The 20,820-nt window shown below is 70.3% G+C and carries 19 protein-coding genes; 4 read left to right on the top strand and 15 right to left on the bottom strand.

All coding sequences use genetic code 11. The features are described 5' to 3' along the window. Positions 1-315: 315 nt before the first annotated feature. From guaA to ACIPEQ_RS12635, 5 genes are read right to left on the bottom strand one after another with little or no spacing between them, the layout of a single operon-like run. Positions 316-1,911 (bottom strand): glutamine-hydrolyzing GMP synthase, encoded by a 1,596-nt coding sequence (gene guaA / locus ACIPEQ_RS12655; protein WP_402715421.1) that lies wholly within the window; start codon positions 1,909-1,911, stop codon positions 316-318. Beyond that, complete coding sequence (locus tag ACIPEQ_RS12650; protein WP_071292490.1) at positions 1,908-2,354, bottom strand: DUF3817 domain-containing protein; 447 nt, start codon at positions 2,352-2,354, stop codon at positions 1,908-1,910. Before ACIPEQ_RS12650 ends, guaA begins: the two co-directional genes overlap by 4 nt. 10 nt (positions 2,355-2,364) lie before the next feature. Beyond that, positions 2,365-3,177: an SURF1 family cytochrome oxidase biogenesis protein gene (locus ACIPEQ_RS12645; RefSeq protein ID WP_402715420.1), complete on the bottom strand. Its 813-nt coding sequence runs from the start codon at positions 3,175-3,177 to the stop codon at positions 2,365-2,367. Positions 3,178-3,182: 5 nt separating this feature from the next. Continuing rightward, positions 3,183-4,697 (bottom strand): cation:proton antiporter, encoded by a 1,515-nt coding sequence (locus ACIPEQ_RS12640; protein ID WP_250366226.1) that lies wholly within the window; start codon positions 4,695-4,697, stop codon positions 3,183-3,185. A 3-nt stretch (positions 4,698-4,700) separates the two neighbouring features. After that, positions 4,701-5,231: a cation:proton antiporter regulatory subunit gene (locus tag ACIPEQ_RS12635; protein WP_126890769.1), complete on the bottom strand. Its 531-nt coding sequence runs from the start codon at positions 5,229-5,231 to the stop codon at positions 4,701-4,703. A 74-nt stretch (positions 5,232-5,305) separates the two neighbouring features. Here ACIPEQ_RS12635 and ACIPEQ_RS12630 point away from each other — a divergent pair, with 74 nt between their 5' ends. Continuing rightward, on the top strand, positions 5,306-5,824 hold the full coding sequence (locus ACIPEQ_RS12630; protein WP_402715419.1) for a hypothetical protein: 519 nt from the start codon (positions 5,306-5,308) through the stop codon (positions 5,822-5,824). A 99-nt stretch (positions 5,825-5,923) separates the two neighbouring features. On the opposite strand, the gene ACIPEQ_RS12625 is transcribed toward ACIPEQ_RS12630, so the two are convergent. The 7 genes from ACIPEQ_RS12625 to ACIPEQ_RS12595 all read right to left on the bottom strand — a co-directional run bounded on the left by ACIPEQ_RS12625 (position 5,924) and on the right by ACIPEQ_RS12595 (position 13,912). Continuing rightward, positions 5,924-7,852 (bottom strand): glycerol-3-phosphate dehydrogenase/oxidase, encoded by a 1,929-nt coding sequence (locus tag ACIPEQ_RS12625; RefSeq protein WP_402715418.1) that lies wholly within the window; start codon positions 7,850-7,852, stop codon positions 5,924-5,926. A gap of 90 nt (positions 7,853-7,942) precedes the next feature. Then, positions 7,943-9,064 (bottom strand): GuaB3 family IMP dehydrogenase-related protein, encoded by a 1,122-nt coding sequence (locus ACIPEQ_RS12620; RefSeq protein WP_126890766.1) that lies wholly within the window; start codon positions 9,062-9,064, stop codon positions 7,943-7,945. 76 nt (positions 9,065-9,140) lie between these two features. Next, positions 9,141-9,326 (bottom strand): hypothetical protein, encoded by a 186-nt coding sequence (locus tag ACIPEQ_RS12615; protein WP_126890765.1) that lies wholly within the window; start codon positions 9,324-9,326, stop codon positions 9,141-9,143. A 386-nt stretch (positions 9,327-9,712) separates the two neighbouring features. Beyond that, positions 9,713-10,555, bottom strand: coding sequence for an ABC transporter ATP-binding protein (locus ACIPEQ_RS12610; RefSeq protein ID WP_402715417.1), 843 nt, complete (start codon positions 10,553-10,555; stop codon positions 9,713-9,715). Further along, on the bottom strand, positions 10,552-11,481 hold the full coding sequence (locus ACIPEQ_RS12605) for an ABC transporter ATP-binding protein (protein WP_209823801.1): 930 nt from the start codon (positions 11,479-11,481) through the stop codon (positions 10,552-10,554). Before ACIPEQ_RS12605 ends, ACIPEQ_RS12610 begins: the two co-directional genes overlap by 4 nt. Further along, positions 11,474-12,460, bottom strand: coding sequence for a branched-chain amino acid ABC transporter permease (locus ACIPEQ_RS12600; protein WP_354026572.1), 987 nt, complete (start codon positions 12,458-12,460; stop codon positions 11,474-11,476). The genes ACIPEQ_RS12605 and ACIPEQ_RS12600 overlap by 8 nt, the downstream gene beginning before the upstream one ends. A 12-nt stretch (positions 12,461-12,472) precedes the next feature. Beyond that, positions 12,473-13,912, bottom strand: a complete 1,440-nt coding sequence (locus tag ACIPEQ_RS12595; RefSeq protein WP_402715416.1) for a branched-chain amino acid ABC transporter permease — start codon at positions 13,910-13,912, stop codon at positions 12,473-12,475. A 318-nt stretch (positions 13,913-14,230) separates the two neighbouring features. Between ACIPEQ_RS12595 and guaB the strand changes: the two genes are divergently transcribed. Continuing rightward, positions 14,231-15,733 carry an IMP dehydrogenase gene (gene guaB / locus ACIPEQ_RS12590; protein WP_354026574.1) on the top strand — a complete coding sequence of 501 codons (1,503 nt, stop codon included), beginning with the start codon at positions 14,231-14,233 and terminating at the stop codon, positions 15,731-15,733. Between the two features lie 150 nt (positions 15,734-15,883). Then, entirely contained in the window at positions 15,884-16,753 is an 870-nt protein-coding gene (locus tag ACIPEQ_RS12585; RefSeq protein WP_402715415.1) for a hypothetical protein, read from the top strand. A gap of 98 nt (positions 16,754-16,851) precedes the next feature. Here the strand turns inward: ACIPEQ_RS12585 and ACIPEQ_RS12580 are convergent, their stop codons facing one another. Further along, a complete protein-coding gene (locus ACIPEQ_RS12580) occupies positions 16,852-17,670 on the bottom strand; it encodes an SDR family oxidoreductase (RefSeq protein ID WP_402715414.1) in 819 nt (272 codons plus the stop codon). A gap of 260 nt (positions 17,671-17,930) precedes the next feature. Between ACIPEQ_RS12580 and ACIPEQ_RS12575 the strand changes: the two genes are divergently transcribed. Then, positions 17,931-19,265 (top strand): ABC transporter substrate-binding protein, encoded by a 1,335-nt coding sequence (locus ACIPEQ_RS12575; RefSeq protein WP_402715413.1) that lies wholly within the window; start codon positions 17,931-17,933, stop codon positions 19,263-19,265. A 165-nt stretch (positions 19,266-19,430) separates the two neighbouring features. Here the strand turns inward: ACIPEQ_RS12575 and rarD are convergent, their stop codons facing one another. Together rarD and groES are read right to left on the bottom strand one after the other, a co-directional pair. After that, complete coding sequence (gene rarD / locus ACIPEQ_RS12570) at positions 19,431-20,393, bottom strand: EamA family transporter RarD (RefSeq protein WP_402715412.1); 963 nt, start codon at positions 20,391-20,393, stop codon at positions 19,431-19,433. A 122-nt stretch (positions 20,394-20,515) separates the two neighbouring features. Further along, positions 20,516-20,812 (bottom strand): co-chaperone GroES, encoded by a 297-nt coding sequence (groES, locus tag ACIPEQ_RS12565; RefSeq protein ID WP_056121496.1) that lies wholly within the window; start codon positions 20,810-20,812, stop codon positions 20,516-20,518. Between the last annotated feature and the right edge of the window lie 8 nt (positions 20,813-20,820).

The raw sequence follows: 20,820 nt of genomic DNA, 5'->3' as shown, positions 1-20,820 counted from the left end.
GCCGGGGCCCTTCGTCGTGTCCCCGGGCACTGGGCCCCGCCGGCCCTGCCCGTCGCCCTGAGCGGGCCAGATCCGTCACGCTCGACGCGACTCGCGGCATGTCCTGCACGCTCGAGTAAGGCAGCCGCCCGACCGGACGAGCGGGCCAGATCTGTCACGCTCGACGCGACTCGGCGACGGGAACCGCCCGCTCGACGGACCGCACGCGGCATGTCCTGCACGCTCGAGTGCAGCGTCGGACGGGTCGACGGCGGCACGGACGCGACGAGGGCCCGGCACGCAGTGCGTACCGGGCCCTCGGGCGTCAGGGAGTGACTACTCCCACTCGATCGTCCCCGGCGGCTTGCTCGTGACGTCGAGCACGACGCGGTTCACGTCGGGGACCTCGTTCGTGATGCGGTTCGAGATCTTTGCCAGGGTGTCGTACGGCAGACGCGTCCAGTCGGCCGTCATGGCGTCCTCCGAGGAGACCGGACGGAGCACGATCGGGTGGCCGTAGGTGCGGCCGTCGCCCTGGACGCCCACGGAGCGGACGTCGGCGAGCAGGACGACCGGGCACTGCCAGATCTCCTCGTCGAGGCCCGCCGCGGTGAGTTCCTCGCGTGCGATCTTGTCCGCCGCACGGAGCAGCTCGAGGCGGTCCTTCGTGACCTCACCGACGATGCGGATGCCGAGGCCCGGGCCGGGGAACGGCTGGCGGCCGACGATGACCTCGGGCAGTCCGAGCTCGCGACCGACGGCACGGACCTCGTCCTTGAACAGGGTGCGCAGCGGCTCGACGAGCTCGAACGTCATGTCCTCGGGCAGACCGCCGACGTTGTGGTGCGACTTGATGTTCGCCGTGCCGGAACCACCGCCGGACTCGACGACGTCCGGGTAGAGCGTGCCCTGGACGAGGAACTTGACCTCACCCGCGTCCGAGTCCGAGGCCGCTGCGTCCGCGCGGGCCTCGAGCACGAGGGCCTCGGCCGCCGCCTCGAACGTGCGGATGAACTCGCGCCCGATGATCTTGCGCTTCTGCTCGGGGTCGCTGACGCCGGCGAGGGCGTCGAGGAACTGCTGCTCCGCGTCGACCGTGACCAGGCGGACACCGGTCGAGGCGACATAGTCCTCCTCGACCTGCTTGCGCTCGTCGGCGCGCAGGAGCCCGTGGTCGACGAAGACGCACGTCAGCTGGTCGCCGACGGCCTTGTGCACCAGGGCAGCGGCGACGGCGGAGTCGACACCGCCGGAGAGCCCGGCGATGACCCGTGCGGAGCCCACCTGTGCGCGGATCCGCTCGACCTGCTCCTCGATGACGTTCGCGGAGTTCCAGTCACCGGGGAGCCCCGCGGCGCGGTGCAGGAAGTTCTCGAGCACGGCCTGGCCGTACGCGGAGTGCTTCACCTCGGGGTGCCACTGCACGCCGTAGAGCTTGCGCTCGTCGGAGGCGAACGCCGCGACCGGGGTCGAGGCGCTCGACGCGAGGACCTCGAAGCCCTCGGGAGCCTTCGCCACGGAGTCGCCGTGCGACATCCAGGTGACCTGGGACTCCGGCTGGTCGCCGAGCAGCACGCTGTCGGTGCCGGAGACGGTCACGTCGGTGGCGCCGTACTCGCGGAGACCGGTGTGCGCGACCTCGCCACCGAGCGACTTCGCCATGGCCTGGAAGCCGTAGCAGATGCCGAGCACGGGGACACCGAGGTCGAGGATCTCGCCGTCGAGCGACGGGGCACCGTCCTCGTACACGGACGACGGACCACCGGACAGCACGATCGCCGCCGGGTCCTTCTCGCGGACCTCGTCCGCCGTGATCGAGTGCGGGACGATCTCGCTGTAGACGTTCGCCTCACGCACACGCCGTGCGATCAGCTGGGCGTACTGGGCGCCGAAGTCGACGACCAGGACGGGGCGCTGTTCGGTCTCGCTCACCGAGCGGCCTCCTTCTCGCGCTGCTGGGCAGCGGTCAGCTCGTGGTAGGTGTCCATGGCCTTCTGCTGCATGCGGTGCTCGACCACGAAGGACATGAACGGGATGATGCCGCCGAGGGCGATGAGCAGGAAGCGCGACGGCCTCCAGCGCATGATGCTCCACAGGCGGAAGTCCGTGAACAGGTACAGCACGTAGAGCCAGCCGTGCGCGATGAGGATCGCGATCGACAGGTTGAACGTGCCGGGTGCTTCGCCCGCGGTGCCGTTCGGCACGAAGAACGGGCCGTTGCCGAGCTGCATCTCGAGCTGCAGCGGCGTGTACTTGATGATGACCTCGATCACGAGCGCGAGCAGCAGCACGCCGGTGATGTACGCGGAGACGCGGTACCACTTCACCGCGCCCGGGATCTTCGGGATGTCACGCGTGCGGACGGTCAGGGCCATGCAGTCGATCCTACCGTCGCGCCGGAGCGGGCTCGGCGGGCTCCCCCGTGCCCCCGGCTGCGGCGGTGTCCGTGGCGGCGGCAGCCTCGCGGGCGTCCTCCTGCTCGCGCTCCCAGGCGTCCTTGACGAACCGGTACCAGAGGAACACGGCGAACCCGGCGAAGACGACCCACTCGATCGCGTAGAAGAGGTTCAGCCAGTCGAAGCGGACCTCGCGCGTCGGGGCACGGTCGGCGATGGTGCCGAGGTCGGCGGCCTTCGCCGTGGTGCCGTCGGCGACGACGTACCCGATGTACATCCGGTCGTCGAAGGCCTTCCAGGTGTTCACGAACCGGGCTGGCGCCACCGCCGAGTACTCGCCCTTGCTGTAGGCGTCCTGGTCCGGGGACTCCGCCGGGTAGTAGCGGCCCTGCACCGTGAACTCCTGGCCGTCGGTGAGGCGCTCGCCCCCCGCTTCGGCCTGTCGCCGCTCGTCCGACCAGCCGATGACCACCGGCAGGCTCGCGCCGGTCCCGGTGTCGACGAGGTGCCCGATCGCCTGGTAGGTGCCGCCGCCGGACCGCCCGGTCAGGATCGTCGTGTCACCCGCGACGAACGTGCCGGTCACGGTGATCCGCTGCCCGGCGATGTTCTCGGACGCCGCGCGCCCGGGTTCGGTGACGTCGTCGAGTGCCTTGCGGGTCTCGGTCGTGGCAGGCAGGGGCTTGCCGTTCGCGATGCTCCGCTCGAGCTGCCACTTGCCGAGGCCCGCGAAGACCCCCGCGAGTACGAGCGCCAGCAGGAGCAGTGCGATCCACCTCGGTCGTCGGGCTACGGCCCACATCTGTATCAGTACTCCGGATCGCGCTGGCGGACCGGGCGCTTCGGGCGCTCGGCAGGGACGTCGACCGGCGACGTCACGGGTTCGCTCGTCGTCGGCTCCGGTGACCCATTCTCGCGCTCTTCCCTGCCCGCAGCCTCCACGAGGGCGAACTCCTCGGCGAACTGCCGGTCGCGCTCGGCCCGTCGAGCGGCGGCCGCGGCGTCCTGGTCGGCGACGGCGGCCTCGGCGGCGGTGTCGATCGCCTCGTCGAGGGCCGGTCCGGCCGGGATCCCGGCACCGGCAGCACCAGCAGCACCCGGACGGCCCGGGCGACGACCGAGCCGCGCGCGCAGGCGCTGGCGCAGCCGCGCCACCCGGGCCGGACGCACCACGAGGCGGCCGATCCGGTCCGAGTTCACGGCGAGCAGCGGACCCAGGACGGCCATCACGAGGACGTAGAGGCCCGCGAAGGCGGTGATCCGCGCCTCCAGGCCGGCGGCAGCCGACAGCGTCGCGAGGATGAGCGCGAACTCGCCCCGGTTCACCAGGATGACCGCGGTGTTGATGCCCTGCTGGACGTTGAACCCGTTCATCCGGGCCACGAGCTGCCCCGCGACGGCGTTCAGCACGACCGTCATGCCGATCGCGCCGAGGACGGGCCAGAGCACCTCGCCGAAGGTCGACAGGTCGAGCCCGAGGCCGAAGTTCACGAAGAAGAACGCGGCGAACACGTCACGCATCGGCAGGGCGAGCTGCTCGATGCGGTCCCGGTAGCGGGTCGCACCGCAGAGCAGGCCGATCACGAACGCACCGATCGCATCGGTCACGCCGAGCAGGTCGCCGATGCCGCCGAACATCACGGCGAGGCCGAAGAACAGGACCGTGAACAGCTCGTCGTCGCGGGTCGCGAAGATCTTCGACACCCACTTGCCGGCGAACCGGGCGAGCGTGAACATCACGACGAGGAACCCGAACGCGAGCCCGAGCTTGCCGACCACGGCCCACAGGTTCGTGTCGCCGGAGAGCACGACGGAGACGATCGCCAGGTAGATGGCGATGAAGACGTCCTCGATGACGGTGACACCGAGGATCATCGGTGTCTCGTCGTTCGCCAGACGTCGCAGCTCGATGAGCAGCTTCGTCACGATCGCACTCGACGACGTCGCCGTCATGCCCGCGATGATCAGTGCTTCGCGGGTGCCCCAGCCGAGCGAGAACCCGAAGGCGAAGCCGACCCCCATGTTGATCGCGACGTACGTGCCGCCGGAGACCAGGAGCTTGCCGGCGTTGCCGTAGAACTCCTCCTGGTCGAACTCCAACCCGAGGTTGAAGAGCAGCAGGATGAGTCCGAACGTCGCGATCAGCTCGATCGTGTGCGATTCGACGTTGAGGCCGATCCACGGGGTGTGCGGGCTCGCGATGAGCCCGACCACCATGTAGATGGGGATGGCGGGCAGGCCGATGGTCTTGCCCAGTCGTCCGAGGACGTAGGCGATGATGAACAGGCCGCCGATGGTCAGCAGCTCACCACCCAGGTGCATCCGCTAGCTCCCGGGCGGCGCCTCGGCGGCCGCGGCCGCGAGCTGACCGCTGCGGTAGAAGGAGAACGCCTTCGACACCTTCTCGGGTGCACCGGCGACGACGATGGTGTCACCGGGGAACACGACGAAGTCCGGCGAGGGTGCGGGGTTCGCGCTGTCGCCACGGACGACCGCGACGACCGTCAGGCCGATGAAGCCCGAGTCGTGCAGGTCGCCGAGGGGCTTGCCGGCGATGGCGTCCTCGTAGTCGACGCTGAACCAGTCGATCGACAGGCCGGGGATCTCGTCGAGCTTGTCGAGGCCCTCGGTGATCCGGGTGCCGCCGAGCAGTTCGGCGAGCGTGTGCGCCTCGTCCTCGCTGAGACGCAGCGAGACCTTCTCGGACTTGTCCGCGCCGTCCGAGACGTCCGCGAACGAGATGAGGTCGGAGTGCCCCGACCGGTGCGTGATGACACCGCACTTGCCACCGTCGTCGGTGTAGAAGCTGTGCAGCACGCCGACTCCGGGGAGTTTGACGCGATGGACGTCGACCATGATGGCTCCCTTGGTGAGTACCCCGATGATAACCACCGGGGCGCTCGGGCCATTCCGCACGCTACGGTCGTGCGATGGGGAACACACGGGGGGCCGTCCGCATCGTCGTCGCCGTCGTCGGGGTGGTGGTCGTCGCGGCGTACGCGGCGCTGCTGGCCGTCAACGCGCTCGTGCTCGATCCGCTCGCAGCGGTGCCCGAGGCCACGCTGCCGCAGATCCACGAGCGCATCGAGGCTGCGGGGATGTCCGTCGCCGGCGACGTCCGTGGCGTCGTGGTCGTGGCGTCGATCGGGGTGGCCCTGGCGATCGCCGCGGCGGTCGTCGGACTCGCGGCGCGGCTGCCCGCGACGGTGGTCGCGGTGATGCACCTCGGCGTCCTCGCGGCGGGTGCGCCCGCGACCTTCCAGTCGGGCTTCTGGCTCGGCATGGACGTCGCCGACACGTTCCCGACGGGCGGGGGCGCGCACACGATCTGGGCGGGCGTGCTGTACCTGACGAGCCTCGCGGCGTTCGTCGCGATCCCGGTCGTCCTCGCCGTCACGGCCGTCCGGACCCGCAACACGCAACGTCAGCGACAGCTCGCAGCGGGGTAGCGCTGCGAGGATCCGCCGAGGTTGCGTCTTGCGGGAAGAGCGGGACGTGACGGACGGGAGGCGCGGGGCGGGGCCGCCACGCGCCTCCCGTCCGGTGGCCTACCGCGGTTCGCTCGTCTTCTCGCCCTCGACCTGCTCGTCGGTCGCCTTCGCGCCCTCGGCGCCGCTCGAGCGGCCACCACCGACGACGACGTCGTCCTCGTCGAAGCCGAACGCGATGTCCGGCGCCTCGAGACGCACCCGGTCGGCCGACTCGTCGTCGGGCTGCAGCTGCGACTCGCGTTCGGCGGCGACGCGCTTCAGGTAGTTCGACACCTCGTGCTCGGTCGTCTCCTGGTCCCACCCGAGCACACCCGCCATGAGCTTCGCGGCGACCGGAGCCGCCTCCTCACCGCGGTCCCACGCCTCGATCGAGATGCGGGTGCGGCGCGCGAGGACGTCCTCCAGGTGCAGGGCCCCCTCGTGCGAGGCCGCGTAGACGACCTCGGCGCCGATGTAGTCGTCGGCCTGCGGCAGCGGCTCGGCGAGCGACGGGTCCTGCTCGACGAGCTGCAGCACCTCGGTGGCCTGCGTGCCGTACCGGTTCAGCAGGTGCTCGATCCGCACCTTGTGCACGCCGAACTGCCGCGCGGTGCGGGCCCGACGGTTCCACGCAGCCGGGTAGCCCTCGGCGCCGACCAGCGGGATGTCCTCGGTCGTCGAGGCCGGGATCCTGCCGTCCATCGCGGCGACGGCCTCGTCGATGGCGTCCTTGCCCATCACGCGGTAGGTCGTCCACTTGCCGCCCGCCACCACCACGAGTCCCGGGGCGGTGTGCGCGACGACGTGCTCACGGCTGAGCTGCGACGTCTGGTCGGACTCCCCCGCGAGCAGCGGTCGGAGACCGGCGTAGACGCCCTCGACGTCCTCGCGGGTGAGCGGCACGGCGAGCACCTTGTTGACGTGCTCGAGGATGTAGTCGATGTCCGCAGCGGTCGCCGCCGGGTGCGCCTTGTCGAGGTTCCAGTCGGTGTCCGTCGTGCCGACGAGCCAGTGCCGGCCCCACGGGATGACGAAGAGCACGCTCTTCTCGGTGCGGAGGATCATGCCGGTGTTCGACTGGAAGCGGTCGCGCGGGATGACGAGGTGCACGCCCTTCGACGCCCGCACCTTGAACTGCCCACGGGTGCCGACCATCGCCTGGGTGTCGTCGGTCCAGACGCCGGTCGCGTTCACGACCTGCTTCGCCCGGATGTCGAACTTCTCGCCCGTCTGGATGTCGTGCGCGTGCGCCCCGACGACACGCTCCCCGACCTTGATGAACCCCTCGATGCGGACCCGGCTCGCCGCGTGCGCGCCGTACGACGCGGCGGTGCGGACGAGCGACGCGACGTAGCGGGCGTCGTCGACCTGGGCGTCGTAGTACGTCATGCCGCCGACGAAGGCGTCCTTCTTCAGGCCCGGCATGTTCTTCAGGACCTGCTTGCGGCTGAGGTGCCGGTGGTGCGGGACCCCGGGCGGACGACCGCCGGACCAGCTGAAGACGTCGTACATCGCCATGCCGATGCCGATGTAGAAGCGCTCCCACACGCGGTGGTTGAGCGGGTAGAGGAAGCGCACGGGCTTCACCAGGTGCGGGGCGATCCGCTGCAGCAGCAGCCCGCGTTCGATCAGGGCTTCGCGGACGAGCGCGAAGTTCAGCTGCTCGAGGTAGCGGATGCCACCGTGCACGAGCTTCGACGAGCGGCTCGACGTGCCCGAACCCCAGTCGCGGGCCTCGACGATGCCGACGCTCAGGCCGCGGGTGACTGCGTCGAGCGCACTGCCGCCGCCGACGATGCCGCCGCCGACGACCAGGACGTCGAGCTCCTTGGTCTTCAGCGCCTCGATCGTCGCGGCACGTTCCTCCGGTCCGAGCTTCGCGGACGGGTCGAAGCCGACGCTCGCGCTCGGTACGGCGGCACGCTGGGCGCCCTCGACGGTGCTCTCGGCACCTGCGGTCGTCGCGTCCGTGCTGGTCTGCGTGGTGCTGCTGGCTGGCTTGGCCATCGTCGCCTCCGTGCGGGTTGCGCGCACGGAGCCGGCCTCCGCGCACGGGAGCGCCGAGGCGTCACCCGTGCGGGAGCACGGGTGCCACCGTCACTGCTGGTGGTACGGCGCCACGACCACTTCTACTCGCTGGAACTCCTTGACGTCGGAGTATCCGGTGGTGGCCATCGACCGACGGAGCGCACCGACCAGGTTGGCGCGGCCGTCCCACGACGGGGTCGGGCCGTTCAGCACGTTCTCGAGCGGGGCGATCTGACCGACCTCGACACGACGACCGCGGGGCAGCTCGGAGTGGTGCGCCTCGGCACCCCAGTGGAAGCCACCGCCCGGGGCCTCGGTCGCGCGGGCCAGCGCGGTGCCGAGCATGACCGCGTCGGCGCCGACGGCGATCGCCTTGACGATGTCGCCGGCGGTGTCGAGGCCGCCGTCCGCGATGACGTGCACGTAGCGGCCGCCGGACTCGTCCATGTAGTCACGTCGGGCGCCGGCGACGTCGGCCACCGCGGTCGCCATCGGCGCGTGGATGCCCAGGGCTGCGCGGGTGGTCGAGGCCGCACCGCCACCGAAGCCGACGAGCACGCCCGCCGCACCGGTGCGCATGAGGTGCAGCGCCGACGTGTACGTCGAGGCACCGCCCACGATGACCGGGACGTCGAGCTCGTAGATGAACTTCTTGAGGTTGAGCGGCTCCTGGTTCTGGGAGACGTGCTCCGCCGAGACCGTCGTGCCGCGGATGACGAACAGGTCGACACCGGCGTCGACGACCGTCTGCGAGAACTCCTGCGTGCGCTGCGGGCTGAGCGACCCGGCGACCGGCACCCCGGCGGCGCGGATCTCGGCCAGGCGCGCGGTGATCAGCTCGGCCTTGACCGGCTCGGAGTAGATCTCCTGCATGCGCTTCGTGACGTTGCCGTCCGTGAGGGTCTTGATCTCCTCGTAGTACGGCGTCGGGTCCTCGTACCGGGTCCACAGGCCCTCGAGGTCGAGCACGCCCAGGATCCCGAGCTCGCCCATCTGGATGACCGTCGCCGGCGAGGACACCGAGTCCATCGGCGCCGAGAGGATCGGCGACGCGAAGGTGAACGCGTCGATCGACCACTGCACGCTCACGTCGTGCGGGTCGCGGGTGCGCCGCGAGGGGACCACCGCGATGTCGTCGAACGCGTAGGCCCGACGGCCGCGCTTGCCTGCACCGATCTCGACTTCAGTCACCGGGCAAGCCTAGCGGGCGGGGTCCCGGAGTGGGACGGGTGGACGGTGCAGCCGGTGCGGGGCGCAGCAGCCTCGGTCAGCGTCGGGGCCGTGCCCGTCGCTTCCGCAGCGCCCGCAGGACCAGGCCGAGCAGGAGCGCGAGCACGACGAGGACCGCGAGCAGGGCTGCTGCGACCTTCACGAGCAGTGCGGCGCCGACGAAGAGCACGGCGAAGACGACCCAGACGAGGGCGTCGAGCACGAGGGGGCCGGAGGTGCGCACCTGCGTCACGGTAGCCGACGGGCGGGGAGCCGGGGTGTCGGGACGGGTGCGGCGGGGCGGGGCGGGGTCGTGCCTCCCGGCCGGGTGCGGAGCCGGGGTGCTGGGACACGGGCGGCGGGGCGGGGGTGAGACGCCGGCGTCGACGCGAGACGCACCGGTCGACGCGAGACGCACCCGGATCCGGCGGCGTCCGGCGGCGACCGCGGTGTCTCGACGGCACGCCGGCGTCTCGTGGCGACCACGCATGACGCGAGACGCCGGCGTCGACGTCGGCGTCGACGTCGGCGTCGGCACGAGGACGGGGCCGCGCGGCGCATCAGCAGCCAGCGCGGCCCCGTCGGGGTGCGGGTACCACCCCCACAGCAGTACCCGCGGGTCGACCCCGCTCAGCGAGCGGAGTCGACGTCCTTGGCGAGCGTCCCCAGGTAGAGCTCGATGACCTTCGGGTCGTCGGCGAGCTCACGCCCGGTGCCCGAGTACGCGTTCCTCCCCTGGTCGAGCACGTACCCACGATCGCAGATCTGCAGGCAGCGCCGTGCGTTCTGCTCGACCATGATGATCGACACCCCGGCCTTGTTGATCCGGCGTGTGCGGATGAAGGTCTCGTCCTGGCGCACCGGCGACAGGCCCGCGGAGGGCTCGTCGAGCAGCAGCACCTTCGGGTCCATCATCAGCGCCCGGGCCATCGCGACCGACTGCCGCTCACCGCCGGACAGCGAGCCCGCCCGCTGGGTGCGCCGCTGGCCGAGGACCGGGAACAGGTCGTAGATGACCTCGAGCCGCTCGGCGAACTTCTTCGGGCGCAGGTACAGGCCCATCTGCAGGTTCTCCTCGATCGAGAGCGAGGGGAACACGTTGTTCGTCTGCGGCACGAAGCCGACGCCGGCCTGCACGAGCTTGTTCGCCTTGAGGTTCGTGATGTCCTCGCCCTGCAGGGACACCGAGCCCTCGCGGATGGAGACCAGGCCGAACAGCGCCTTGAGGAGCGTCGACTTGCCCGCGCCGTTCGGGCCGATGATGCCGATCAGCTCGCCCGGGTAGCAGTCGAGGTCGCAGCCGTTGAGGATGTTGACGCCCGGCAGGTAGCCGGCCACGAGGTTCTTCGCGGTCAGGACGGGTTCGACGGTGGCGGTCGTCGCGGGTGCGGCGGTCGCGCTCGTCGCGCCCGTCGCGCCCGTCGCCGGACGGGAGGCGCGGCTCGCGTCCGCTGCGTTCGGTGCGTCGGTCATCGGGTCGCCTCCTGCTCGTCCTGCTTGCGGTCGTCCGCCTTCGGGTGGTCGTCCGCTGCTTCCTCTTCGGCCACTTCTTCGGCCAGCTCCTCGTAGGTCTCCTCGGTGAGGAGCGAGTCGTCGCCCAGGTCGGTGTCGTGGTGCGCACCGAGGTACGCGTCGATGACGGCGCGGTCGTCCATCACCGTGTCGGCCGGCCCCTCGGCGACGACCTTGCCCTCGGCCATCACGACGACCCAGTCCGAGATGTGCCGGACCATGTGCATGTCGTGCTCGACGAAGAGCACGGTCATGCCGTCGTCCCGGAGGGACTGGATGTGCCCGAGCAGCGACTGGGTGAGCGCCGGGTTCACGCCGGCCATCGGCTCGTCGAGCATGATCATCGTCGGGTCGGACATGAGCGCACGGGCCATCTCGAGGAGCTTGCGCTGGCCGCCGGACAGCGACCCGGCGTAGTCGTCCTGCTTCTCGAGGAGCTTGAAGCGGGCGAGCAGGTCCTCGGCCTTCGCCGTGATCTCGCGCTCGCGCTTCCGCCAGAGCGCCGGGACCAGGCCGACGAAGAAGTTCTCGCCCGGCTGGTCGCGGGCACCGAGCAGCATGTTCTGCATCACGGTGAGCCGGCTCAGGGCCTTCGTGAGCTGGAACGTGCGGACCATGCCCTTGTTCGCGATGTGCGTCGCGCTCGTCTTCTGCAGCGTGTCGCCGTTGAAGCGGGTCGTCGCACCGGGGCTCGGCTTGTCGAAGCCGGTGAGCAGGTTGAAGAACGTCGTCTTACCGGCGCCGTTCGGACCGATGAGGGCGGTGATGGTGCCGCGCTGCACCTCGAGGTGGTCGACGTCGACCGCGGTCATGCCGCCGAAGTGCCGGGTGACGCCGTCGACCGTCAGGATCGGGTCGGACTTCGTGTGGGTGTAGGTCTCAGACACTGAACGACAGCTCCTTCTTGTTGCCCAGGAGTCCCTGTGGCCGGAACACGATGAGGAGCATGAGCGCGATGCCGACGAGCACGTAGGAGAACTGCTCCGCCTGCTGCGCGTTCATGATCGAGTCGGGGATGAAGTCCCCGGCGAGGGTGCGGACGAAGAGCCGCACGACGAAGAACAGGATCGCCCCGAGCACCGGGCCGAACACCGTCGCGGCGCCGCCGAGGATCAGCGCGGTCCAGATGAAGAACGTCATCGAGCGGCCCATGGCGTCGGGCTGGACGGAGCTCGGCAGCACGTAGATGACCCCGGCGAGCGCACCGAGCGCGCCACCGAAGACGAGCGCCTGCATCTTGTACGAGTAGACGTTCTTGCCGAGGGAGCGGACGGCGTCCTCGTCCTCGCGGATCGCCTTCACGACGCGACCCCAGGGGCTCCGCATGAGCAGGAAGAGCACGAGGGTGAAGAGCGCCACGAGGCCCCAGGCCGCGATGCGGATCCACCAGCCGTTGACCCCGTTGTTCGAGTAGGTGAACCACAGGATGCTCGTGGTGCCGTCGGGCAGCGGGCTGAGCGCGTTGAACGGGTCGCGGTAGGCCGAGCCGGCGATGCCGTTCGAGCCGCCCGTGGTGTTCGTCAGCAGGCTGGAGCGTCCGACCATGCGGATGATCTCGGCACCGGAGATCGTCACGATCGCCAGGTAGTCCCCGCGCAACCGCAGGGTCGGGATGCCGAGGATGACCGCGAAGACGATCGCGACCGCCAGGGCGACGAGCACCGCCATGACGAAGGGCAGGCCGTTCGTGATCGAGATCGCGAAGCCGTAGGCGCCGAGCAGCAGGAACGCCGCCTGGCCCATGTTGATCAGGCCGGTGAGGCCGAAGTGCACGTTGAGGCCGATCGCGGCCAGGGCGAACGCCGCCGTGGTGGGGGCGAGCGCCTCCTGCGTCAACGAGGACAGCAGGTTCAGGATGTAGTCCATGTCGGTGCTCCCTTAGCCGATGCGCTCGGCGCGACCGAAGATGCCCTGCGGCCGGAACAGCAGGATGAGGATGAGGATCACGAGGGCCGTGGCGTACTTGAAGTCGCCCGGCAGCACGAGGTTCGTGAGCTCGACGACGATGCCGATGATCATCGAGCCGACGAGGGCGCCGTACGCGGTGCCGAGACCGCCGAGCGTGACGGACGCGAACATGAGCAGCAGCAGCTGGAGGCCGGTCTGCCAGTTCACGCCGTTGAGGACCAGGCCGAGCATCACGCCGGACAGGCCCGCGAGGCCGGCGGCGAGCGTCCACACGAAGCGGATGACCCGGTCGACGTCGATGCCGGACGCCGCGGCGAGCGCCGGGTTGTCCGACACCGCGCGGGTGGCCCGACCGAAGCGGGTCTTGGCGAGGAACAGGCCGGTGCCGACGAGCACGACGAGCGCGATGCCCATCGCGACGTAGGACTGCACCGTCAGCGTGAGGCCGGCGAAGGTCACGGTCTCGGGGTTGCCCTGCTGGATGCGGACGGTCGAGGCGCCGAAGAAGTACTGGAACGCGTACTGGGCGGCGATCGACAGGCCGATCGTCACGATCATGAGCTGGGTGAGGCTGATCCTGCGGCGGCGCAGCGGCCTCCAGATCGCGGCGTCCTGCAGGTACCCGGTGGCCGCGCACAACAGCGTGACGACGATGCCGGTGACCCAGATGTTCCACCCGAGCTGGTTCGCGAAGACGTAGGCGAGGAGACCGCCGAGCGTCACCTGCTCACCGTGCGAGAAGCTCGACAGGCCCGTCGTGCCGTAGATGAGCGAGAGGCCGACCGAGGCCAGGGCGATGAGGAGCCCGAGTCGGATGCCCGATGCGAGCTGCTGCCAGGCACGCGCGGCGCTGACGCTGCTCGTGTCGTCGCTGGTGGTGGCGCCCTGCTGGTCGGACAGCTGGAAGATCTGCCCGACGTTGGCGTTCAGCGTCGCGTTCACCTTGCGCTCGGCGTCGGCGGCGTTGGTCAGGTACTGCCCCTTCGGCAGCGAGCCCTGGTCGACGCTGACGGTGTACTGCCCCGCCGTCGTGACCGAGACGGACCAGCGGCCGGAGTCGTCGGTGGTCGCGGTCCGGGCGAACCCGCCGGGTCCCGCGACGTCGACGTCGACCCCGGTCGCGGGCTTCCGCTCGGAGTCGAGGATGGTGCCCCGGATGCAGCCGTTCGTCGGACTGACGGTGCAGGGGCCGTCGGACGTCGACGCGCTGCTGCCGGTGCTCGGGCTGCTGCTGGCGGCGGGACTGCTCGTCGCCGCGTCGGCCGCGGGCGACACTGCCCAGTCGACCGCGAAGGTGGCGAGGAAAGCGAGGAAGAGTACTGCGGCGAGGACCAGACGCTTGCGGCGGTCTGGTGCCCCACGGCGGAGCCGGCGCATGAGCGCTGACCCCGGCGGAGTGATGGAACCCACGGATGAGCCTCTCGTTCGGATAGTCGAGGACCATAGGGATTTTTTGTGTCCCCCGTGTTTCCAGCACGTCTCCTGCACAAATCGTGCTGCATTCGTGACCGACACCCCGTGGATCCGCATGAATCCGCCCGTCCGGCCGGTACAGGACTCTCAGGAACGAGTCCGCGGACCGGTCTCGGCCCGCGCGCGGCGTCTGCCGCGCTCCGGCGACCGGGGGACAGCGGAATGGCGCGAGTACCGCGCGCGTTACCATGGCCCATCGGGAACCCGACGACGCGCCCCGGTGCCACCACTTCACCTCGCCCACGAAGGGGACCCATGGACCAGCCGGATCCGTTCGGATTCATCGGACTCACGTACGACGACGTCATGCTCCTCCCCGGGCACACCGACGTCATCCCGAGCGAGGCGTCCACGACGTCCCGGCTCACCAAGCGCATCGACGTGCACGTCCCGCTGCTGTCGGCGGCGATGGACACCGTGACCGAGGCCCGCATGGCGATCGCGATGGCGCGCCAGGGCGGCATCGGCATCCTGCACCGCAACATGTCGATCGAGGACCAGGCCGCGTACGTCGACAAGGTCAAGCGGTCCGAGTCGGGCATGATCACGAACCCCGTGACCACGAGCCCGGACGCCACCGTGGCCGAGGTCGACGCCGTGTGCGGGCAGTTCCGCGTCTCGGGCCTGCCCGTCGTCGAGTCGGACGGCACGCTCGTCGGCATCATCACGAACCGGGACATGCGCTTCGTCGCCCCGTTCGAGATGGCGACGACCCTCGTCCGCGACGTCATGACGAAGGCGCCGCTCATCACCGCGGCCGAGGGCATCGACCCCGAGGACGCCGTCGCGATCTTCGCGCAGCACAAGATCGAGAAGCTCCCGCTGGTCGACGCCGACGGCAGGCTCCGCGGCCTCATCACCGTCAAGGACTTCGACAAGAGCGAGAAGTACCCGGACGCCACCAAGGACGCCGAGGGCCGCCTGCGCGTCGGCGCTGCGATCGGCTTCTTCGGCGACGCCTGGCAGCGCGCCGAGGCCCTGCGCGACGCGGGCGTCGACGTGCTCGTCGTCGACACCGCCAACGGCGAGAGCGAGGGCGTCCTCGACATGGTCCGCCGCCTCAAGGCCGACCCGTCCTTCGCCGGCATCGACGTCATCGGCGGGAACGTCGCGACCCGACAGGGCGCGCAGGCGCTCATCGACGCCGGTGTGGACGCCGTCAAGGTCGGCGTCGGCCCGGGCTCGATCTGCACCACGCGCGTCGTCGCCGGGGTCGGCGTCCCGCAGGTCACCGCCGTGTACGAGGCGTCGCTCGCCGCGCGTGAGGCCGGCGTGCCGGTCATCGCCGACGGCGGGCTGCAGTACTCGGGCGACATCGCGAAGGCCCTGGTCGCCGGCGCGGACACCGTGATGCTCGGCTCGCTCCTGGCGGGCACCGACGAGAGCCCGGGCGAGCTCGTCTTCGTCGGCGGCAAGCAGTACAAGGCGTACCGCGGGATGGGCTCCCTCGGCGCACTGCAGACCCGCGGCGAGAAGACCTCGTACTCGAAGGACCGCTACTTCCAGGCGGACGTCCCCTCGGACGAGAAGCTCATCCCCGAGGGCATCGAGGGCCAGGTCCCCTACCGCGGCTCGGTCGCGAACGCCGTCTACCAGCTCGTCGGCGGCCTGCGGCAGTCGATGTTCTACGTCGGTGGCCGCACGGTGCCGGAGCTCAAGGCCCGCGGCAAGTTCGTCCGCATCACCGCGGCCGGGCTCAAGGAGTCCCACCCGCACGACATCAAGATGGTCGTCGAGGCCCCGAACTACCGAGGCTGACCCCGGTCCTTCCGCAAGACGCAACGTCGGCGGTTCCTCGCAGCGCTACACCGCTGCGAGGGGCCGTCGATGTTGCGTTTCGCGGGGTGTTTCTCCACAGATCCGGCAGCGGCGCCGTGCACGCGACCCTGCACGGCGATGCTCGTCGCCATGGACGAGCCACCACGACTGATCCTCCTCAGCTCGGACGACCGGGAGTCGCAGCACCGGCTCCGTCGCGGGGAGCTGGTCCGGGTGACCCACGGAGTCGCCGTCGACGGATCGGCCTGGCACGACGCGTCGGTGCGGCAACGCGCTCGCATCGAGCTGGAGGCCGTGGTCACCGCCGTCGGCGAGTGGCGCGTCCTGTCGCACCGTTCGGCCGCGCTGCTGTGGGGACTCCCCGACGTCGACCGGCCGGACCGACGGGTGCACGTCACGGACCCCTTGCTCGGGACGACGCACTCGGGCCGACGCGTGGTCCGGCACGCGGCCGACCTCACGGCAGCGGACACCACCACCATCGACGGTCGGCGGGTCACGTCGCTGCTGCGGACCGTCGTCGACCTCAGCAGGAGCACCTCGTACGAGAACGGGGTCGCCGTCCTCGACCACGTCCTGCGCGAGCAGCTGCTCACCGTCGACGAACTCCGTCGCGCCTTCGCGTCGTGGCCCTCGCCGAGGGGCATGACACGGGCGAGACGGGCACTCCGGTTCGCGGACCCACGCTCCGAGTCGCCCGGCGAGTCGGTCAGCAGGGTCCGGATCGAGGACGACGGCTTCCCGCCCCCGGTCCTGCAGCAGGTGTTCGGCCCGTACCGCGTCGACTTCTGGTGGCCGCGCGCCGGGATCGTCGGCGAGTTCGACGGTCTCGAGAAGTACGACGATCCGGATGCCGTCCGACGCGAGAAGGCCCGGGAGCAGACCCTGCTGCTGCGACCGGAGGTGCGTCGCGTCGTGCGGTGGGGGTGGACGGACGTCCGCACCCCGGGACGCTTGCAGACCGTGTTGCGCACCGCGGGCCTCCCGACCGGCGCATGACGGTGAACCCGCGGAACGCAACCTCCACGGCTGCTCGCAGCGGTACAGCGCTGCGAGGAACCGCCGAGGTTGCGTTTTGCGGGGGAGGTCCCGCCGCCTTAGGCGCTGCGCCAGTCGTCGGACGTGATGTGGCTGCCGCCGTGCGGGCCCATCTGCAGCATGCCGCCGTCGACGGGCAGGGACACCCCGGTGATGTACGACGACGCCGGCGACGCCAGGAACGCCACGGCGGCAGCGATCTCCCACGCGTTCCCCGGCCGTCCGAGGGGGACACCGGGACGATCGATGGTGTGCGGGTCCTCGTTCTCCGCACCCGTCATCCGGGTCGCGATCTCCCCCGGTGCGACGGCGTTCGCGGTGATGCCGTGCTCGGCGAGCTCGATCGCGATGGTCTTGAGGAGCCCGCCGAGGCCGTGCTTCGCCGCGTCGTACGCGCTCGACCCGTAGCGGGGCTGGTGCTCGTGGACGCTCGTGATGCCGATGATCCGCCCGCCGGTGCCCTGTCGCACCATGTGCCGCGCAGCTGCCTGGATCGTGACGAACGCCCCGTCGAGGTCGGTCGCGACCGTGTGCCGCCACTGCTCGAGCGTGATGTCGAGGAACGGCGCGTTGTCACCCGTCCCGGCATCCGCCACCACGACGTCGACGCCACCGAGTTGTGCCACGAGCCGATCGATCACGGCACCTGCCTGGTCGAGCTGCGTCACGTCGATCTGCTCGACGAAGGCCTGTCGCCCGGCCTGCCGGATCTCGGCGGCGGTCTCCTCGGCACGCTCGGGCTCGGACAGGTACGTGATCCCGACGTCCATGCCGGCTGCGGCGAGCGCCACCGCGGTGGCCTTCCCGATGCCGGACTCGGCACCGGTGACGATCGCACGCACGGGACGGAAGGTGGTCGTGGAAGCTGCATCGCTCATGGGCCGGACCGTACGCGCGACCGCCGCTGCGACCTCCCGGAACCGCGCCTCGTGCACAGGACACCGTCCGGACGGACTCCTCATCAGGGGTTCCCGTGCGCCTCCTCAGTTTCGTCACGGGTGTGTAACGAAACGTCCAGGTGATGATCTCGGACACACACGCGAAACACTTCGGCCCTAGTTTTCTCGGCAACCCACGTGGAGGAGACCGCGCTCGACCCGATGCGGTTGGGCCTCCGCGCAGAGAAAGGGCTCCACGGATGACCAGAACCACCCGTGCCACCACGGCACTGGCAGTGGCGGGAGCGGCAGCGCTCCTCCTCGCCGCGTGTTCCACCAGCGGCAGCGCCGAATCCACCTCCTCCGCCTCTGCCGGCGGCGCGAAGAAGGACCCGGCGGCGAGCTGCAAGGCCCCCGACACCCCGGGTACCGATGCGCTGAAGATCGGCACGATCCTCCCGCTGACGGGCACCCTGTCGTACCTCAACCCGCCCGCCGAGTCCGGCGTCGGCCTCGCGGTCGAGGACATCAACTCGGCCGGTGGCGTGCTCGACAAGGACGTCAGCATCGACCCCGCCACCGACTCGGGCGACAGCAACGACATGACCGTGTCGAGCTCGGCCGCGACGAAGCTCGTCAACGCGAAGGTGCCGGTCGTCATCGGTGCCGAGTCGTCCAGCGTCACGCTGAACGTCATCGACCAGCTGACGAGCAACTGCATCGTGCAGATCTCGCCGGCGAACACGGCGACCGACCTGTCCGGCTACTCGTCGCACTACTTCCGCACCGCTCCGCCGGACTCGGTGCAGGGCTCGGCCCTGGGCCAGCTCGTCACGGGTGACGGCAACGCCAAGGTCGCGTTCCTGGTCTTCAACGACACCTACGGCACGGGTCTCCGCGACACCGTGCAGAAGGCGATCGAGGACTCGGGCGGCCAGGTCGTCTACGGCGGCAAGGGCAAGGGCCAGGAGTTCCCGCCCGGACAGACGACGTTCTCGTCCGAGGTGACGGCCGCCCTCGCGGCGAAGCCGGACGCCATCGTGGTGCTCGCCTTCGACGAGACGAAGTCGATCATCCCGGAGCTCAAGTCGCAGAACGCCGACATGGCGAAGATCTACATGTCCGACGGCAACACCGCGGACTACTCGAAGGACTTCGACCCGGGCACCCTCGAGGGTGCGCAGGGCACCATCCCGGGTGCCAGCCCGAAGGACGAGCTCAAGCAGCGCCTGTCCGACTTCTACAAGCAGTCCTCGGGCAAGGAGCTCGCCGACTACTCGTACGCCGCTGAGTCGTACGACGCCACGACCCTCGCCGCGCTGGCCGCGGTGAAGGGCAAGGGCACCGACTCGGGCACCATCCAGGCCAACATGGCTGCGGTGTCCGGCGCCGACGGCGGCACCAAGTGCGAGACGTTCAAGGCCTGCAAGGACCTGCTCGACAAGGGTGAGGACATCCAGTACACCGGCCCGTCCGGCATCGGTCCGTTCGACAGCAAGAACGACCCGTCGAGCGCCTACATCGGCATCTACAAGTTCGACGGCGACAACAAGCCCGTGTACCAGAGCGCCATCCAGGGCTCGGTCTCGAAGTAACACCCAGCACGGCCGACTGGGCCCGAGTCTCGCCTCCGCGGAGCCGAGACTCGGGCCCAGCGTCGTTCCTCGGGGTCGGGAGCGCGAGACGTGTCGCGCAACGCGAGACTCGGGTCGGCCCCGTCCGACCTGCGGCAGCCGGACGGGAGGCGCGGATCGCGCCCGTCAGACCGAGCCGGCCGCCGCGGGTGCGAGCGTCCGGCGCCGCGCTGCCCGGGCCGCCACGAAGCTGTCGACCGTCAGGACCACGAGCGCGACCCACACGATGCCGAAGCCGATCCACCGCGCGGGCGGCATGGCCTCGTGCTGCACGACCACCCCGACCAGCAGCTGCATCACGGGCGCGAGGTACTGCGTCAGCCCGAGCGTCGACAGCGACACCCGCCGCGCGGACGACGCGAAGAGCAGCAGCGGCACCGCGGTCGCCGGGCCGGTCAGCACCGTGACGAGCGCGTGCGGCCACCCCTCGCTCGTGAAGGTCACCCCGCCGCCGAGACCCGTGACCCCGAGCACCACGAGCGCCCCGACCGCGATCGGCAGCAGCCACACGGTCTCGAGCGTCAGCCCGCTCAGCGCATCGACGGTGCCGCCCACCCGCTTCTTCACCAGGCCGTAGAGGCCGAACGAGAACGCCAGGGCGAGCGAGATCCACGGCACCTGCCCGTAACCGACCGCGATGACGACGACCGCGACGACGCTGATGCCGACCGCCGCCCACTGCGCCGCACGCAAGCGCTCGCGGAGGACGACGACCCCGAGGGCGATCGTGACGAGCGGGTTGATGAAGTAGCCGAGCGCGGCCTCGACCGTGTGGCCCGTCGTCGTCGCGGCGACGTACACGGTCCAGTTCACCAGGATGAGGACGGCCGCGAGCCCCATCACGAGCATCACCCGACGCTGGGCGAGCAGGGAGCGTGTCCGGAGCCACGACCGGGTGACGGCGATCGCCACCGCGCAGAACACCAGGCCGAAGACGATCCGCCAGGCGACGATCTCGAACGCGCCCGCGGGAGCCATCGCGGCGAAGAGCAGGGGCATGAGCCCCCAGAGCCCGTACGCGACGATCGCCTGGACGACGCCGACGGATGCCTCGCTGCGTGCCGGACGTGCCGGAGTCGCTTCACTCACGGAACCATCCTAGGAAGCTGGTCGGACGCTGCGGAGCGGCACCGCGCCTCCCGGCCGCCGGACGCACGAACGCCCCGCCGGCTGCGAGCCGGACGGGGCGTTCGTGGCGAGAGCTGCTGGTCTCAGTGCTCGATGACCGCGAGGACGTCGCGCGCCGAGAGGACGAGCAGGTCCTCACCGGAGTACTTGACCTCGGTGCCGCCGTACTTCGAGTAGATGACCTTGTCGCCGACGGCGACGTCGAGCGGCACGCGGTTGCCGTTGTCGTCGATGCGACCCGGGCCCACGGCGACGACCTCGCCCTCCTGGGGCTTCTCCTTCGCGGTGTCCGGGATGACGAGACCGGAAGCGGTGGTCTGCTCCGCCTCGACCTGGCGGATGACGATGCGATCCTCGAGCGGCTTGATGGTGACGGCCACGGTGACCT

This window comes from Curtobacterium sp. NPDC087080 (assembly GCF_044745105.1).
In the GTDB taxonomy this organism is placed as follows: Bacteria; Actinomycetota; Actinomycetes; order Actinomycetales; family Microbacteriaceae; genus Curtobacterium.
This window is presented reverse-complemented; position numbering and strand designations above follow the sequence as displayed.